The 15,996-nt window shown below is 62.9% G+C and carries 12 protein-coding genes and 1 tRNA gene; 8 read left to right on the top strand and 5 right to left on the bottom strand.

Features of this window, described 5'->3' with window-relative positions:
* Positions 1 to 269: 269 nt before the first annotated feature.
* Entirely contained in the window at positions 270 to 707 is a 438-nt protein-coding gene (locus GRS80_RS14275) for a DUF5518 domain-containing protein (protein ID WP_160048147.1), read from the bottom strand.
* A 369-nt stretch (positions 708 to 1,076) separates the two neighbouring features.
* Here GRS80_RS14275 and GRS80_RS14270 point away from each other — a divergent pair, with 369 nt between their 5' ends.
* A complete protein-coding gene (locus tag GRS80_RS14270; protein ID WP_160048146.1) occupies positions 1,077 to 1,640 on the top strand; it encodes a hypothetical protein in 564 nt (187 codons plus the stop codon).
* Between the two features lie 337 nt (positions 1,641 to 1,977).
* Here GRS80_RS14270 and pyrG read toward each other — a convergent pair whose 3' ends face one another.
* Positions 1,978 to 3,642: a CTP synthase (glutamine hydrolyzing) gene (gene pyrG, locus GRS80_RS14265; protein WP_160048145.1), complete on the bottom strand. Its 1,665-nt coding sequence runs from the start codon at positions 3,640 to 3,642 to the stop codon at positions 1,978 to 1,980.
* A gap of 456 nt (positions 3,643 to 4,098) precedes the next feature.
* On the opposite strand from pyrG, the gene ppsA reads away from it, so the two are divergent.
* The 3 genes from ppsA to GRS80_RS14250 all read left to right on the top strand — a co-directional run bounded on the left by ppsA (position 4,099) and on the right by GRS80_RS14250 (position 8,029).
* Entirely contained in the window at positions 4,099 to 6,462 is a 2,364-nt protein-coding gene (gene ppsA / locus GRS80_RS14260; protein WP_160048144.1) for a phosphoenolpyruvate synthase, read from the top strand.
* A gap of 137 nt (positions 6,463 to 6,599) precedes the next feature.
* Positions 6,600 to 7,685: a tyrosine decarboxylase MfnA gene (gene mfnA, locus GRS80_RS14255; RefSeq protein WP_160048143.1), complete on the top strand. Its 1,086-nt coding sequence runs from the start codon at positions 6,600 to 6,602 to the stop codon at positions 7,683 to 7,685.
* A gap of 26 nt (positions 7,686 to 7,711) precedes the next feature.
* Positions 7,712 to 8,029, top strand: a complete 318-nt coding sequence (locus GRS80_RS14250; RefSeq protein ID WP_160048142.1) for a hypothetical protein — start codon at positions 7,712 to 7,714, stop codon at positions 8,027 to 8,029.
* 134 nt (positions 8,030 to 8,163) lie between these two features.
* Here the strand turns inward: GRS80_RS14250 and GRS80_RS14245 are convergent, their stop codons facing one another.
* Positions 8,164 to 9,531: a sodium-dependent transporter gene (locus tag GRS80_RS14245; RefSeq protein ID WP_160048141.1), complete on the bottom strand. Its 1,368-nt coding sequence runs from the start codon at positions 9,529 to 9,531 to the stop codon at positions 8,164 to 8,166.
* A gap of 586 nt (positions 9,532 to 10,117) precedes the next feature.
* Between GRS80_RS14245 and metG the strand changes: the two genes are divergently transcribed.
* Both metG and GRS80_RS14235 read left to right on the top strand, forming a co-directional pair.
* Entirely contained in the window at positions 10,118 to 12,226 is a 2,109-nt protein-coding gene (gene metG / locus GRS80_RS14240; RefSeq protein ID WP_160048140.1) for a methionine--tRNA ligase, read from the top strand.
* 236 nt (positions 12,227 to 12,462) lie between these two features.
* Positions 12,463 to 12,645, top strand: coding sequence for a C2H2-type zinc finger protein (locus GRS80_RS14235; RefSeq protein WP_343161590.1), 183 nt, complete (start codon positions 12,463 to 12,465; stop codon positions 12,643 to 12,645).
* Between the two features lie 205 nt (positions 12,646 to 12,850).
* On the opposite strand, the gene GRS80_RS14230 is transcribed toward GRS80_RS14235, so the two are convergent.
* Both GRS80_RS14230 and GRS80_RS14225 read right to left on the bottom strand, forming a co-directional pair.
* Positions 12,851 to 12,925: transfer RNA gene (locus tag GRS80_RS14230), tRNA-Met, on the bottom strand.
* Positions 12,926 to 12,991: 66 nt separating this feature from the next.
* Complete coding sequence (locus tag GRS80_RS14225; protein ID WP_160048139.1) at positions 12,992 to 13,438, bottom strand: GtrA family protein; 447 nt, start codon at positions 13,436 to 13,438, stop codon at positions 12,992 to 12,994.
* Positions 13,439 to 13,628: 190 nt separating this feature from the next.
* Between GRS80_RS14225 and pabB the strand changes: the two genes are divergently transcribed.
* Both pabB and GRS80_RS14215 read left to right on the top strand, forming a co-directional pair.
* Complete coding sequence (gene pabB, locus GRS80_RS14220) at positions 13,629 to 15,245, top strand: aminodeoxychorismate synthase, component I (RefSeq protein ID WP_160048138.1); 1,617 nt, start codon at positions 13,629 to 13,631, stop codon at positions 15,243 to 15,245.
* Positions 15,238 to 15,888, top strand: a complete 651-nt coding sequence (locus GRS80_RS14215) for an aminodeoxychorismate/anthranilate synthase component II (protein ID WP_160048137.1) — start codon at positions 15,238 to 15,240, stop codon at positions 15,886 to 15,888. The genes pabB and GRS80_RS14215 overlap by 8 nt, the downstream gene beginning before the upstream one ends.
* Positions 15,889 to 15,996 lie beyond the last annotated feature (108 nt).

Here is a 15,996-nt window from a genome sequence, read left to right as displayed (position 1 = left end):
CTGTCGTCTCGTCGCCACTGCGTACAGAATAGTGCTATCGAGCGTACTCGCCATGACGAGTTTCGGATCGGGACGGACAAAACGATTTTGAATCGTCAGCCGATCACGCCGTGAGGCGGTTTCGAACGACGGTTCGAGTGTTCGAACGACGTGACGGCGTCGGCGAACCTCGACCTGCCGACCTGCCGAGACAGTTCGTCACGGTCGGTGAGACCAACGCGACCGTTGTCGGCGAGCCGAAGTACGCGACGGTGTTCCGGATCGTCGGGTCAGACCGCCGTCGAGCCGATGCGACGAAACGGAGGGACGCGACCGATAACGTTGCCGACGAGCGCACCGAGGACACTGAAAAAGCCAAAGGCCACGAAGGCGAGAAAGTGCCAGAGCAACGCGAACGCGACCCCGAGGGCGGCGTAGCCGGGCGATATCGTCCATCCAGACGCGACGAAACTGGCAGAGGCCCAGACGGCGGGGAGACTGCCGATGACGCCGGTTCGCAAGCCAGCGCGAACGGCGGAGGTCGATCGGGTGCTGTAGTACAGTCCCGCGAGGAACCCAGCGAGTACCACTGGGCCGGCACTGTAATGGGACGGCCCCGTGCTCAGGGAGACGGCCACGGTGACGGGGATCGAGAGAAACCCAAGCGCTGTCGCAACCGATACATCTTCGTCCAATAGCCACTGGACAATTTTGGTTGATGCAGCCATGATCCTATATTGTAATTGGATCGGCTGGTTTATACCTTTTCTCAACAGAAATCTAACATACATCCCGCGTGTCCGCTATCATAATCGTCCAGAGTAACCCCAATCAGCTTGATTAGCCTCCATATAACGTGGATGGTTTTTGATTGAATACAGTATATCCTCTCCCTTCTCTTAAACAATCAGGTGTTTTGATCCTCGCCCCTTCTGAAATGTTACCATATATATGGCGGAATATAATATATTTTAAATTCCATTACATTTGATAAACACTATCAGTAATTACCGAATGTGATGGTAGGAAACAATCGCGAATGCCCTGAATCGTCCAGACGAAACACTCTCCGATGGCTTGCCGGCAGCGGAATCGGAATGTTCGGAGTCGCCAGCAGTACTGCAGCAGCTGACGAGACTGGAAGCCAACGGGAAGATGAGGAACTGACGATTGCCGAAGGAACATCCGGTTATGTGACGAGCGACAAGGAAACGCCCGACTGGTTCTCCCTCAAGTCAGGAGGCGATGCTAAATGGAACATCGGTGACTTCAACAAGAAAGAGAACCAAGGACTGGTGCCTCATGCTCAGCTTGATTGTGACGGTGACCAACTTGACTGGGGTGGTACCGTTGAGAAGTGGGGGGTTGTATTCACACTACATTTAGACCACTGCGCTGGGTCGTGTAATTGGAAATTCGAGATTGAAGCCTTAGGACAGTCAGGCACTACTGGACTCGCCGAGGATTGCGACGGCAGTGAGAGCATCTCTGGTGGTGTTCATCCACTCCGATTCAACGTGGAAGTACACGCCCACGAACCGTGGCCCCCGACTGAATTCGTCGAATACTGGGATGTCGAAATGCACGTTGAGTATTACGATCCGAGCAGTGGCTGGGAGGATGCGACGTGGGAGTTCCGTATCAACAATCCCGCTGCGTAGTCTCCTGGAAGGATCCATTCACCCGATAGCCCTTTTCCATTCCGTCACGGACACACAACGTCACCTTGACGGAAATATCGCGCGGAGTGATACTACAAGCGTGAGGACGCGGATTGCACACCAGTTTCCGCTGGCGTTAATCTGTCCGAAGGCTTAACTGTCCGCTCGCCAAGGCCCCGAGGGGTCATCCATGTCCAAAATTTCCAATATAACTGGACTACCAACCTTTGATACAAGTGATTCAAGTATTGCCGTTCCGTCGCAAATACACGGAATCAGTCCGTGCCGCTATCATTCCTGGCTGATCCACGCGTCGATGAACGAGACAGGATCGATATCAGGGTTCCACTTCCGTTTCGGGAGCGGCTATCTCACCACACTCAGTCCGCTCGAGGACCGCCTCAACTAGCCCGAAAAACGGCGGACTCGGCTGGCCCGGCCGCGAGGTGTACTCGGGGTGGAACTGCGTTCCGAGGAAGTAGGGATGGCCCTCGAGTTCGAGGATCTCCATCCGGTTCCCCGCAGTTCCGGAGAAGACCAGCGGCTCGTCCTCGAACGCCTCGAAGTATTCGGGGTTGACCTCGTAGCGGTGGCGGTGGCGCTCCGAACAGGATGTGTCCTCGTAGAGATCGTAGGCGAGCGTCTCGGGTTCGATCACCGTCGTGTGTCCGCCGAGTCGCATCGTCCCGCCCATATCCTCGACCTCGTACTGTTCGGGCAGGATGTCGATGACCGGGTGTGGCGTCTCTTCGTCCATCTCCGCGGAGTGTGCCCCCTCGAGACCGAGGACGTTCCTCGCGTACTCGACGACGGCCATCTGGAAGCCCAGACAGAGCCCGAGGAAGGGGACGTCGTTCTCGCGGGCGTACTGGACCGCGCGGATCTTCCCCTCCGCGCCGCGCATGCCGAAACCGCCCGGAACGATGATGCCGTCGACGCCCTCGAGTTGGTCGTCGTAGTTCTCGGCCATCCCGTCGGCGTGGACCCAGTGGACGTTCACGTCGACGCCGAGTTCGAAGCCGGCGTGTTTCAGCGATTCGTGGATCGACATGTAGGCGTCCTCTAAGTCGTACTTGCCGACGAGTGCGACGTCGACCTCGCCGTCTTTCTCCGTCGTCACGATTTCGCGCCACTCGTTCGCTCGCTCCCCTTCGGGGAGTGCCTCGTCGGCCAGACCGAACCGCTCGAGTACGTACTGGTCTAACCCCTCGTCTTCGACCATCAGCGGGACGTGGTAGACGTCTTCGACGTCGGGGTTCGAGAACACCGCTTCGGTGGGAATGTCACAGAACAGCGCGATTTTCTCTTTCGTCTCGGGCTCGAGTTTGTCCTCACAGCGACCGACGATCACGTCGGGCTGGAGACCGATCGAGCGCACCTCCTTGACCGAGTGCTGGGTCGGTTTGGTCTTCTGCTCGCCGTTTTTCGAGTACGGGACCAGGGTGACGTGGGTAAAGAGGATGTCCTCGTCGTCCTCCTCGTGGGCGAACTGGCGCAGCGCCTCGAGGTAGGGCATCCCCTCGATGTCGCCGACGGTACCGCCGACTTCGACGATGCAGACGTCGGTTCCCTCGGCCGCCTCACGGATGCGGCGTTTGATATCGTCGGTGATGTGTGGAATGATCTGGACGGTCTTGCCCAGATAGTCGCCGGCGCGTTCTTTCTCGATGACGTGCTGGTAGGTCTTCCCCGTGGTGACGTTGTGATCCGAGGTCATATCGACGTCGAGAAACCGCTCGTAGTTCCCCAGATCGAGGTCGACCTCGCCGCCGTCCTCCAGAACGTAGACTTCCCCGTGTTGGTAGGGGTTCATCGTTCCGGCGTCGACGTTCAGGTACGGGTCGATCTTGACCGCGGTGACGTCGAACCCCGCGTTCTTGAGAAGTCGGCCGGTGCTCGCGGCCGTGATCCCCTTGCCGAGACCCGACATCACCCCGCCGGTGACGAAGATGAACTTGTTCCCCAGAGAGGGGTCATAATGAGTGTCCGATTCCGTCGGCATACCGAGTGTCCGCGCGAGCAGTTGAAAACGATTTCGGGACCGGATCGACTCCGATAGGCGTTGTCATTCCAGCGAGGAAGCAGTCGTTCGACGCTTTGGCGTCGCGATTCGACGGTCACTTCGTTCGTCTGCCCGGTCAGATCCGGATCGTTTCGCGCCGCCGAGTCAGTTTCTGTCGGAACACTATTTATTATATCGACGACCGTCGAACGATCCACCGTTTGGCTACGATAATCCCTATCAGTAGCCGTCCGAGGGAAGCACCCGAAACGGACCTGAACCTCCTGCCGGCGTGCCGTCCACAACAAAAATATAAATAAATGTCCCAGTTTGTGCTCGGACTCGACCGAGTACAAACATCGCCGCCCGCACGGGATTCTAATTCAGTTTCGAGTTCCGATTTCCGACCGTCGGTCGCAACCTTCTTTATTCGTTCTCCTGTCCACGCAAGTAGAGATGGCTGTACTCTGGCTGGACGAAATCGGTGCCGACGACCTCGAGACGGTCGGCGGGAAAGGTGCTTCCCTGGGAGAACTCACGGGCGCGGGCCTGCCCGTTCCGCCGGGTTTCGTCGTAACTGCCGGCACGTATCGATCGTTCATCGAGGAGGCCGGCATCGACGACGAACTGTTCGCCGCCGTCGACGTCGACGCCGACGACTCCGCCGCTCTCGCCGAGGCCGCCGACCGGGCACAGGAACTGATCCTCGAAACGCCGTTTCCCGACGACCTACGCGAGGAGATCCTCGCTGCGTACGACGAGATAGGGACGGACACCGACGACTCGTCGGACGACGGTGGGGCGTTCGTCGCCGTCCGTTCGTCGGCGACTGCAGAGGATCTCCCGGATGCCTCCTTCGCCGGCCAACAGGAGACGTTTCTCAACGTGACCGAGGATCGGCTCCTCGAGCGCGTTCGAGAGTGCTGGGCGTCGCTGTTTACCCAGCGTGCGATCTACTACCGCCAGGAGCAGGGGTTCGACCACTCGACGGTCAACATCGCCGTCGTCGTCCAGCAGATGGTCGACGCCGAAAAATCCGGCGTGATGTTCACCAGCCACCCCTCGACGGGCGATCCGACGATGATCATCGAGGCGGCGTGGGGCCTCGGTGAGGCCGTCGTCTCCGGTGCCGTCTCGCCGGACAACTACGTCCTCGACCGCGAGGACCGATCGGTCGACGTCACCGTCGCCGAGAAGAAGGTGATGCACGTCAAAGACGCCGAAACCGGCGAAACCGTCGAACGAGCGGTTCCCGAAGACAGGCGCGACGAACGCGTCGTCACCGACGCGGAGATCGACGCGCTCGTCGATCTCGGCGAACGCGTCGAAGACCACTACGGCGAACCCCAGGACGTCGAGTGGGCGATAGTCGACGGAGAGGTGTTCATGCTCCAGTCGCGCCCGATCACCACGATCGACGAGACCGACAGGGCAGACGCCGCGACCGATTCACTCGAGGAAACCGCCGATCCCATCACGGGCGTCACCGACGGAAGTGGTAGCGTCCAGTCCACGCAGGGAAGCGACGCGACGGGCACCGACAGCGGCGAGATCGTCGTCGACGGACTCGGTTCGAGCCCCGGCATCGTCAGCGGGCCGGCGAAGATCGTCACCAAACTCGACGATCTGGCCAAAGTAAGCGACGGCGACGTCATCGTCACCGAGATGACGATGCCCGACATGGTGCCCGCAATGAAACGCGCCTCGGGGATCGTCACCGACGAGGGTGGGATGACCAGCCACGCCGCGATCGTCTCCCGCGAACTCGGCGTCCCCGCCATCGTCGGGACGACCAACGCGACGACCGTCTTAGAAGACGGTCAGGTCGTCACCTTAGACGGCGATCGGGGCGCGGTCCTCGAGGGAGCCGAGGTCGAACCCGAAGAGGAAACGGAGCCGGTCGAAGAGGTCCGCCCGCAGTCGCCGGTCAAACCCATGACCGCGACGGAGGTCAAGGTCAACGTCTCGATCCCCGAAGCCGCCGAACGCGCGGCGGCGACCGGTGCAGACGGCGTCGGCCTCCTGCGCACCGAGCACATGATCCTCTCGCTGAACCAGACTCCCGAGAAGTTCATCGAGGAAAACGGCGCGGACGCCTACACGAACGAACTCGTCCAGGGGATCCGGAGCGTTGCAGACGAGTTCTACCCCCGCCCCGTTCGCGTCCGCACGCTCGACGCGCCGACCGACGAGTTCCGCGAACTCGAGGGCGGTGCCGACGAACCCGCCGAACACAACCCGATGCTCGGCTATCGCGGCATCCGCCGGTCGCTCGATCGGACCGACGTCTTCGCCCACGAACTCGAGGCGTTCCGCCGGCTCTACGAGATGGGGTACGACAACGTCGAGATCATGCTCCCGCTGGTCAACGACGCGGAGGACGTCCACCGCGCCAAACGGCAGATGACGAAGGCGGGGATCGATCCCGAGAAGCGCAAGTGGGGCGTGATGATCGAGACGCCGGCGTCGGCGCTCTGCGTCGAGGAGATGGCCGCGACGGGAATCGATTTCGCCTCCTTCGGAACGAACGATCTCACCCAGTACACGCTCGCGGTCGACCGGAACAACGAACACGTCGCCGACCGCTTCGACGAACTCCACCCCGGCGTTCTGCGACTGATCGGCGACGTCATCGAAACCTGTCGCGAACACGACGTCGATACGAGCATCTGCGGCCAGGCCGGCTCGAAACCCGACATGGTCCAGTTCCTCGTCAACGAGGGAGTGAGTTCGATCTCGGCGAACATCGACGCCGTCCGCGACGTCCAACACGAAGTCAAACGGGTCGAACAGAAGCTGTTACTCGAGTCGGTTCGCTGACGGTCGGTCAACACCCGGTTTTTCGACGCGGTACTGCCGCTCCCAGCCGAGCTCGAGAACGGATCTAACCGGCTATTCGATCGGCTGAACGCCGAGTAAACGTAATGCATAAACGCACGACTGTCTATCCACGTGACATGCAGATCGAGCCGCAGGCGTTCGCCCGGGTGCTCTCGTCGATGTGTACGAAACCCCACCCGGTGGCCCGCGAGGCGGCCGAACGATTTCTCGCGACGAATCCCGGCGACCCCGGCACGTATCCCACTATCTCGGCCCTCGAGGAGGAGGCCATCGCGACGCTGGGCGAGATCACCGGACTCGAGGATCCCGCAGGATACGTCGCGAGCGGCGGAACGGAGGCGAACATCCAGGCGGTCCGGATCGCCCGCGAACGCGCGGAGACGCGACGGCCGAACGTCGTCATGCCGGAGTCGGGCCATTTCAGTTTTCAGAAGGCCGCCAACCTTCTCGGCGTGGAACTCCGCGTGGTTCCGACCGACGACCGCCACCGGCCGAATCTCGAGGCCACCCGCGCTTCGGTCGACGACGACACTGCGCTCGTCGTCGGCGTCGCAGGGACGACCGAGTACGGTCGCGTCGATCCGATCCCCGAGCTCGGCGAAATCGCCCGCTCGGTCGACGCCCTGTTGCACGTCGACGCCGCCTGGGGCGGGTTCGTCCTGCCGTTTACCGATTACGAGTGGCACTTCGGCCACGCGCCGGTCGACACGATGGCGATCGATCCACACAAGATGGGGCAGGCCGCGGTTCCGGCGGGCGGATTGCTCGTCCGGGACTGCGACCTCCTCGACGAACTCGGCGTCGACACGCCCTACCTCGAGTCGACCTCACAGGCGACGCTCATCGGGACCCGATCGGGCGCGGGCGTCGCGAGCGCCGTCGCCGCGATGGAGGAACTGTGGCCCGCCGGCTACCGGAGCCAGTACGTCCGCTCGCAGAACAACGCCGAGTGGCTCGCTGACGCCCTCGAAAAGCGCGGCTATCGGGTCGTCGATCCGACGCTCCCGCTCGTCGCGGCCGACGTCCCCGAGTCGACGTTCGAAGCGTTGCGAGCGAAGGGGTGGCGCATCTCCCGGACCGCGACGGGCGAGCTTCGAGTCGTCTGTATGCCCCACGTCACCCGCGAGATGCTCGCCGAGTTCGTCGCGGATCTGGACCGACTCGAGGTTCGCGCGAGCGTGCCGATCCCGAGCGACGGCTGATCGTACTCGATAGCATACGAAAACAGATGGACACCATCGACACTGTCACGATCGTCGGATTCGCAGCGTTAGGAATCGCAACGACGATTATCGACGGAACCGTCGCGGCGGCCGCATTCGGCGGCTTCGCGCTATCGCTGTCGTGTTGGCGAGTGTACGGCGGCCGCCCCTGGGAAGGGATCGCCTGGCTCCTGTGGGTCCTCGCGGCTCTCGTGATCGTGCTGGTCCCCGCCGGGACGGCGTTTCTGGTCCTCTTTTTTGGGTGTCTCCTGGGCGGGGTTTTCCTCCTGTTCGGGAGCCGACTCGAGCAGTTACCGGATATCTGGTCCGTCGACATGGAGTGATACGGTCTGCTGTCCGTCAGTACTGCCGCACCCGGAGAACGGGTCCCGGGTGCGGCGGTACACAGGGACAGTAATCCGTATGAACACGGCTCGAGCGAAGGAGAACGCGGACAGAGAGAGCGAACGGGTGTCGTCTATCCTCCGCCGAGCCAGTCGGCGAACGGCCCGGTCAGGAACTCGAGGTAGTCGAGAACTCCGAGGACGAGCGCGACGATCAACACGAGGATAACCGGAATTCGGACGGCCCAGATCCAGGCGGTGCCGTAGCCGCCGAGGTCACCGATACCGAGCGATAGCTCCTCGACCGCGAGGTCGGAGAGAACCCAGCCGACGAGGATCGCCAACAGGAGCCCGCCGAGCACCAGCAGGATCTGGTCGGCGAACAGGTCGAACAGGTCGAGGAGGACAAGGTCGTACGCCGAGGGAATCCCAAGGACGAATATCCCGCCACCGATCGCGAGTGCCGCCACGCGCCGGTCGACAGCGTGTTCGTCGACGACGTAGGAGACGACGACCTCCATCAGGCTGATCGCACTCGAGAGGGCGGCGATGGCGACGGTACCGAAGAACACCGCACCGATGAGCCAGCCGAGCGTGAGGTCGCCGAAGGCGGCCGCGAGCGAGACGAAAATCGCCCCCGCACCGGGATCCGCGGGATCGACCCCAGCCGTAAAGAGGATCGGAAAGACGATCAGTCCGGTAACGAACGCGATCGCGGTGTCGAATCCGATGACGATCGCGCCGTCCTCGGCGAGATTCCGATCCTCGCCGAGGTAGGAGGCGTACGTGATCATCACACCCATCCCGAGCGAGAGCGTGAAGAAGGCCTGTCCGGCCGCCGCCGGAAGGATGCTCGTCCAGTTGGCGGCGATCACGCCCAGATCCGGCGAGAGGTAGTAGGCGTAAGCGTCGCCCGCCCCCTCGAGCGTCGCCGCGTAGGCCGCCAGACCGAGGGCGATGACGATGATCGCCGGCACGATGACTTTCACCGCGAGTTCGATCCCGCGTTTGATCCCCGCGGCGACGATGAGGATCACCGCTGCCATGAAGAGTGCATGGAGGAAAATCGCCTCGAGGCCGCTGGCCAGGCTAACGAACTGGGCTTCCGCCTCGGCTGCGTCCGCGAGATAGCCGTCCTGCAAGCCGAGGATGGTGTATCGGATCGTCCAGCCGGCGACGACGCTGTAGTACGAGAGGATGACGAACCCCGTCGCGATGAAGATCCAGCCGACGTACCGCCACACGCCGGAGCCGATCTCGCGGAGCGCGCCGACAGGGTTTCGTTCGGTGTACCGGCCGACGACGAACTCGACGAGCATCGCGGGAAAGCCGACCGCGACGATGAACACGAGATACATCACCAGGAAGGCCGCACCGCCTTCCTGTCCGACCTGGAACGGGAACCGCCAGATGTTCCCGAGGCCGACCGCGCTGCCGACTGCGGCGAAGATGAACCCGATTCGCGTCGCCCACGTCTCCCGTGGTATCTCGACCGTGCTCATGGATGCCAACCCCATCCAGCGTGGCAAAACATCACGTGACCGTCGCCGGGAGTAATTTCCGTTTTCGCGCCGTAGTCCGTCGATACCCCCGCTCAGGACATCGACGCCACCGTGCGATGGCACCGGATCGGGCATCGAACGGCCCCGAACCTGTACGCTCGAGGACTGCTCGAGCACACCGGTGATCGCGTTCGTCGACGCGAGGAGGGCGGTCCCCATCGACGGGAAATATCCGAATACGGACGGTGCCGTACGCATCGAGGTGTTCGATCCCTGCTCGTCGATCTCTGCGGTGCGGTTCCGCCACTCGAGTCGAGACACAACGGAGAAACAACAGTTATGCCGATCGGCGAGCAAGAGCAAGTCAATATGGCACCTCGAGCCGCCGCTCGTCGGTTCCGCTCGATGCGCCCGTAGTGACTGTTTTGCACGGCGGAGGCGCCGCGGCGCACCCGGTCATACGGGCCCACGCGGCGTCGAAACCCTGCGTGCTGTCCTCGAACCGACGGAGCGACGAGGTCGCTCGAGAACCGAGTAGCGATCGAAAACCGGCGGGTTTTACGCCCGCCACCGACACCACACGCATATGACCAACGACGACTTTCCGACGGACCGCCCCGCGGTCGTGACCTGCGGGTTGCCCTACGCCAACGGCGACCTGCACATTGGTCACCTCCGTGGATATATCGGCGCGGACGCCTTCGCCCGCGCCCTCGAGACGCTCGGCCAGCAGACGGTGTACGTCTCCGGCTCCGACATGCACGGCACGCCGGTCGCCGTCAACGCCGAAGAACAGGGCGTCGATCCCGCCGAGTTCGCCCTCGAGTGGCACCGACAGTACGAGGAGACGTTCCCCAAGTTCAACGTTGAGTTCGACAACTACGGCCATACCCACGACGAGACCAACACCGAACTCACCCGCGATATCGTCCGGACGCTGGACGAAAACGGCTACGTCTACGAAGACGAGGTCGTCGTCGCCTACGATCCGACGGCCGACGACTACCTCCCCGACCGCTACGTCGAAGGGACCTGTCCTTACTGTGGCGCGAAAGCCCGCGGCGATGAGTGCGACGAGGGCTGTCAACGCCACTTAGAGCCGGGAGAGATCGAGAACCCGACGAGCGTCCGCACGGGCAACCCCGCGGAGTATCGCGAGCGCACTCACAAGTTCTTCCGCGTCTCCGAGTTCGCCGACTACCTCACCGAGTTCTTAGACGACTTAGAGGGGACATCGAACGCGCGCAACCAGCCCCGCCAGTGGATCGAAGAGGGACTGCAAGACTGGTGTCTCACCCGCGATATGGACTGGGGCATCGACTACCCCGGCGAGGAGGACGAGGAGATCGTCCTCTACGTCTGGGTCGACGCGCCGATCGAGTACATCTCCTCGACGAAGCAGTACTCGGAGCGCGTCGGGGCCGAGGAGTACGACTGGGAAGACGTCTGGCGGGGCGACGGCGAGATCGTCCACGTCATCGGCCGCGACATCATCCAGCACCACACGGTCTTCTGGCCCGCGATGCTTGAGGCCGCAGAGTACAACGCGCCGCGTGGCGTCGCCGCGACCGGTTTTATCACGATCAACGGGAAGGGGCTCTCGACCAGCCGCAACCGGGCAATCTGGGCGAAAGAGTACCTCGAGGAAGGATTCCATCCCGACCTCTTGCGGTACTACCTGACGACGACCGGCGGCCTCCAGCAGGACGTCGACTTCTCCTGGGACGCCTTCCAGGAGAAGGTAAACGGCGAACTCGTGGGAACGGTCGGCAACTTCTGGTACCGCTCGCTGCTCTTTGCCTACCGCAACTACGAGGGGACGCCGGAGACGGACGTCTCGGCCGACGTTCAAGAGCGCATCGAGGGTGCCATCGGCGAGGTTCGAGAGAGCGTCAACGACTACTCGCTTCGCGGCGTCGGCCAGGCGGCCGTCCGCTTAGCGCAGTTCGGCAACGAGTACATCCAGCGAAACGAGCCCTGGAAGCTCACCGACGAGGACCCCGAGGCGGCCGCACAGGTCATCCGCGACTGCGTCCAGATCGCCAAAGCCGTCGCGGTCTTGCTCGAGCCGATCACACCCGACAAATCGCAGGCGCTGTGGGAGCAGATCGGCGAAGACGGCGAGATCGCCGATACCCACCTCGAGGCCGCCCTCGAGACGCCGCCCCAGACGTTCGCCGAACCCGGCGAGTTGTTCGCGAAGATCGAGGACGACCGCGTCGACGAACTCACCGAGAAACTCGAGGAACGCGTCGAAGCGGCGACAGACGACGACGCTGACGAAGACCAAGCGAAAACCGAAAGCGACGACACCCCATCGGACGAATCCGAGACCATGACGGACGCTGACACCGACGACCTCGAACCCTTACTCGAAGAGCGCATCGGATTCGAGGAGTTCCAGGATCTGGACATCCGCGTCGGGCGTATCGAAACTGCCGAGGGAATCGACGGTGCAGACGACCTCGCGCGCCTCGAGGTCGATATCGGCTTCGAGACCCGGCAGGTCGTCGCCGGAATCAAACAGCTCCACGACCTCGAGAAACTCCCCGGCGAGAAGTGCATCCTGCTCGCGAACATGGAACCCGCCGAACTGTTCGGTGTCGAGTCCAACGGGATGATCCTCGCCGCGGGCGAGCAGGCGGATCTGCTGACGACCCACGACGACGCCGCGATCGGCGAGAAGATCCGGTAGTCACACGTCCGCAACGACTCGCTCGAGCAATCCACGCCGTTTCGCTCGCGAAGGGATCACAACGATGGTGATCCACTCGAAGACGGCTTCACAATTGCTACAACTGGATTGTTAGAGAGAGTTAACTCGTCTGGCGGTGTTGTAATGCCCTTTTTTGTCCGATGGCGTGGCCAGTACATCCGCAATGACTCATACGGATTGCTGTAACGGTTTACCGGTGAAACCACAGACGGCTCGTGGTTTCGCCGGTAACGATTTACAGCAGACCGTATCACACCTGTTCGGCCTGTGACGCGGAGTTCGAATCGGTCGCGGCGCTCACTCAGCACCTTCCGTTACACCACGACACCTGCGCCGTCTGCAACGAGGCCTTCGACGATCGCGACTCGCTTCGCGATCACGTCCACGCGGCACACTGATCGACCCGACGGATTTGTGAATCAGATCGCGAGAGACGACGTTTTTTCGGTTGCTCGAGTGAATCCAAGTGGTCGCTCGAGCGGAAGTGAGCGGTTGGCATCGCTATGTGCGTTAGTGAATCGACACGAGAACTATGGGAGGGAGGTAGATTTGAACTACGCCGTCACCCTCGCTACGCTCGGAGTTATTGTTCGCGTCGAAAAGTAGCGGGAGGTAGATTTGAACTACCGGTCTGCGGGTTATGAGCCCGCCGGAATCTCCTGGCTATCCCATCCCGCTACATCATCGTAACCGAGTACCGTAGTTAAGGGTTGTGATTCGGGTGCCGTGTGGGGGTTTGTGGCGCTAGTCACGGTGTACCTTCCAGGTGTAGAGACTTTCACAGGTGTAGTTGACGGAGAAGCCGATCCCGACACCGACCGCATTCGCCGCCAGATACCAGACTCCGAACCCGTACACCAGCCCCGTAAGCACCGCGAGCGTCACGAGAAAGCCGGCAAACCGAACCGCGTTCGAGCGAAGAAATCGCCTTCCGAGCGCTCGAGGTCCGACGGAGCCGAACTCGCTGAACGTCCAGCGTTCGTTGATCGCGAAGATGACGACGATCGATAGCTCCCACGAGATCGCCTTTCCGACGACGGGACCGAGCACCGTCCACTCGACGAGGGCGTAGAGTGCAACGAAATCGACGATCGCACCGACGAAACCGACGCCAGCAAACTGCGTCAGTCGCGTCGCCGACAACAGGGCTCGAGTCCGCATCTGGACGGCTTCGACGACGGAATCGATCATCGTAGTTGCTGTCGCGTTCGTTCGAGTAAACCGGCTACCGCCGCAAAAGCGTGCTGACTCGGAGACTGACGGTCGAACACCGACCCGTACTCCCGGTTCTCGAGTACGGGACGGAGTTTCGAGAGAGGCGACCGCGGTGAAAAGTGCGAAAACCGCAAGAGGATTACCCCTCCACTTCGTCTCGGCGGGTATGAACGAGCCGCGGATCGTCACGACACTCGAGTCGTTCCGAGCCGCCGCTCGCGGGTTCGAAGCGGACCGAAGCGAGTCGGATCGCGGACTCCGAATCCCCGTCGAAGTCCGGTTGACCGTCGACGATCCGTTCCTCGCGTATCGTCAAGCGCGCAGGAAAGACGACGACGGCGCCTACCTCGAGACGACCGGCGGCCAGCCCGGGTGGGGGTACTTCGGCGTCGATCCCGTCGACCGGCTCACGGTTGGACCGGACGCGGTGACCCGAGACGGCGACGACGGGTCGCCGACGCTCGCCGCACTCGAGGGGCTACTCGACTCCGCCGAACTCGTCCGCGGCGAGTGTGACGTCCCCTACCCCTGTGGAGCCGTCGGCTGGCTCTCCTACGACGTCGCCCGTGAGCTCGAGGATCTCCCCGAGTCGGCCGTCGACGACCGCGAACTGCCGCGTCTCGAGATTCGGGTCTACGACGCACTCGCGGCCTGGACGGAGCCGACCGACGGCGACGTGACTCTCCGGATCACAGCCTGTCCGCGGATCGGCCACACCGGATCGGGCGGCACAACGGACGGAGACATCGACGACGCGATGCTCGAGGCGGCCTACGAACGCGGTCGGGAACGGGCCCTCGAGCTCGCTCGCCGGGCGCTCGAGGGCGACCCGTCCGTCGGCGGGCCGCCCGTCGACGCCTCGGAGGCGACCTTCGAGAGCGACTGCGGCCGGGAGGCGTTCGCCGAGCGGGTCCGCCGCGTCAAAGAGTACGTCCGGGACGGCGATACGTTCCAGACGAACATCTCCCAGCGGCTGGTCGCACCCGCGGCGGTCCACCCGGTCGCCGCCTACGGCGCGCTCCGCCGGGTCAACCCCGCTCCCTACTCGTGTCTGCTCGAGTTCCGAGCGGCCGATCTGGTGAGCGCGAGCCCCGAACTCTTACTCGAGCGAGACGACGACTTCGTCCGTACCGAACCCATCGCGGGGACCAGACCGCGGGGCGAGACGGCCGAGGCGGACGCCGACCTCGAGGCGGACCTGCTGGCAGACGAGAAGGAGCGGGCCGAACACGCAATGTTGGTCGACCTCGAGCGAAACGACCTCGGGAAAGTCTGTGCGTACGGCACCGTCGAGGTCGACGAGTATCGCCGGATCGACCACTACTCGGAGGTGATGCACCTCGTCTCGAACGTCACCGGCACGCTGCGGTCGGACGCGACACTCGCGGACGCCATTGCGGCGACGTTCCCCGGCGGGACGATCACCGGCGCGCCCAAGCCGCGAACGATGGAGATCATCGACGAACTCGAGGCGACGCGTCGCGGTCCCTACACGGGCGGCGTCGGGATCTTCGGATTCGACGGCCGTGCGACGCTCAACATCGTCATCCGGACGCTTGTCCGCCACGGCGAGGAGTACCACCTCCGGGTCGGAGCCGGCATCGTTCACGACTCCGAGCCCTACCGCGAGTACGACGAGACCCTGGACAAAGCGCGGGCGCTCATCACCGCCGTCGACGACGCACTCGGCGAGCGGGCGGGGATGGGCCTCGAGCCGGAGAGCGAACCGACGGCGAGCGAAGCGGCCTCGCTCGAGGGACATTGCGGTGATCGAGATGAGTGAGGCCGCAGCGACCGGCGAACGGACCATCCTCGTCGTGGACAACTACGACTCGTTTGCGTACAACCTCGTTCAGTACGTGGGTACGGTCGCCGACGAGGTGATCGTCCGGCGAAACGACGAGATCGATCTCGAGAGCGTCCGTGACCTCGAGCCGACCGGAATCGTCGTCTCGCCGGGCCCCGGCACCCCACAGGAGGCGGGGATCTCGATCCCGCTGTTCGCCGAGACCGAGTACCCGATCCTGGGCGTCTGTCTCGGCCACCAGGCGCTGTGTGCGGCACACGGCTCGCGGGTCGTCCACGCACCGGAGGTCGTCCATGGGAAGCCGTCGACGGTCTCCCACGACGGCGACGGGATCTTCGCGGGCCTCCCTGAGACGTTCCAGGTCGGACGCTATCACTCGCTGGCGGTCGACCGGGCCGACCTGCCGGATTCGCTCTGTGAGACGGCCCGGACGACCGACGAACGCGGCGTCCTGATGGCGGTTCGCCACCGCGAGAAACCCCACGTCGGCGTCCAGTTCCACCCCGAATCGATTCTCACGCGGGGCCACGACGACGCCTCGAGCGGGGACCGCATCTCGCTTCGAGTCGGCAAGCGAATGATCGGGAACTTCTGTCGATTCGCATCCCGTATCGAGTGATACGGTTTACTGTAGATCATTTCCGGTGAGACCGCGACCCGGACCGCGGTCTCACCGGTAAATCGCTACAGCAATCCGTATGAGAGTCGTGACGAATACAGAGCGAGA

Origin of the sequence: Natrialba sp. INN-245, assembly GCF_009807105.1 — an archaeon.
GTDB classification, from domain to species: Archaea; Halobacteriota; Halobacteria; order Halobacteriales; family Natrialbaceae; genus Natrarchaeobius; species Natrarchaeobius swarupiae.
Note: the sequence above shows the minus strand (reverse complement) of the source record. Positions and strands in the feature narration are given on the sequence as shown.

Excerpts from the sequence above, each read along its gene's own strand:
- GRS80_RS14275 (WP_160048147.1), bottom strand. The coding sequence starts at position 707 with ATGGCTGCATCAACCAAAATTGTCCAGTGGCTATTGGACGAAGATGTA.
- GRS80_RS14270 (WP_160048146.1), top strand. The coding sequence starts at position 1,077 with ATGTTCGGAGTCGCCAGCAGTACTGCAGCAGCTGACGAGACTGGAAGC.
- pyrG (WP_160048145.1), bottom strand. The coding sequence starts at position 3,642 with ATGCCGACGGAATCGGACACTCATTATGACCCCTCTCTGGGGAACAAG.
- ppsA (WP_160048144.1), top strand. The coding sequence starts at position 4,099 with ATGGCTGTACTCTGGCTGGACGAAATCGGTGCCGACGACCTCGAGACG.
- mfnA (WP_160048143.1), top strand. The coding sequence starts at position 6,600 with ATGCAGATCGAGCCGCAGGCGTTCGCCCGGGTGCTCTCGTCGATGTGT.
- GRS80_RS14250 (WP_160048142.1), top strand. The coding sequence starts at position 7,712 with ATGGACACCATCGACACTGTCACGATCGTCGGATTCGCAGCGTTAGGA.
- GRS80_RS14245 (WP_160048141.1), bottom strand. The coding sequence starts at position 9,531 with ATGAGCACGGTCGAGATACCACGGGAGACGTGGGCGACGCGAATCGGG.
- metG (WP_160048140.1), top strand. The coding sequence starts at position 10,118 with ATGACCAACGACGACTTTCCGACGGACCGCCCCGCGGTCGTGACCTGC.
- GRS80_RS14225 (WP_160048139.1), bottom strand. The coding sequence starts at position 13,438 with ATGATCGATTCCGTCGTCGAAGCCGTCCAGATGCGGACTCGAGCCCTG.
- pabB (WP_160048138.1), top strand. The coding sequence starts at position 13,629 with ATGAACGAGCCGCGGATCGTCACGACACTCGAGTCGTTCCGAGCCGCC.
- GRS80_RS14215 (WP_160048137.1), top strand. The coding sequence starts at position 15,238 with ATGAGTGAGGCCGCAGCGACCGGCGAACGGACCATCCTCGTCGTGGAC.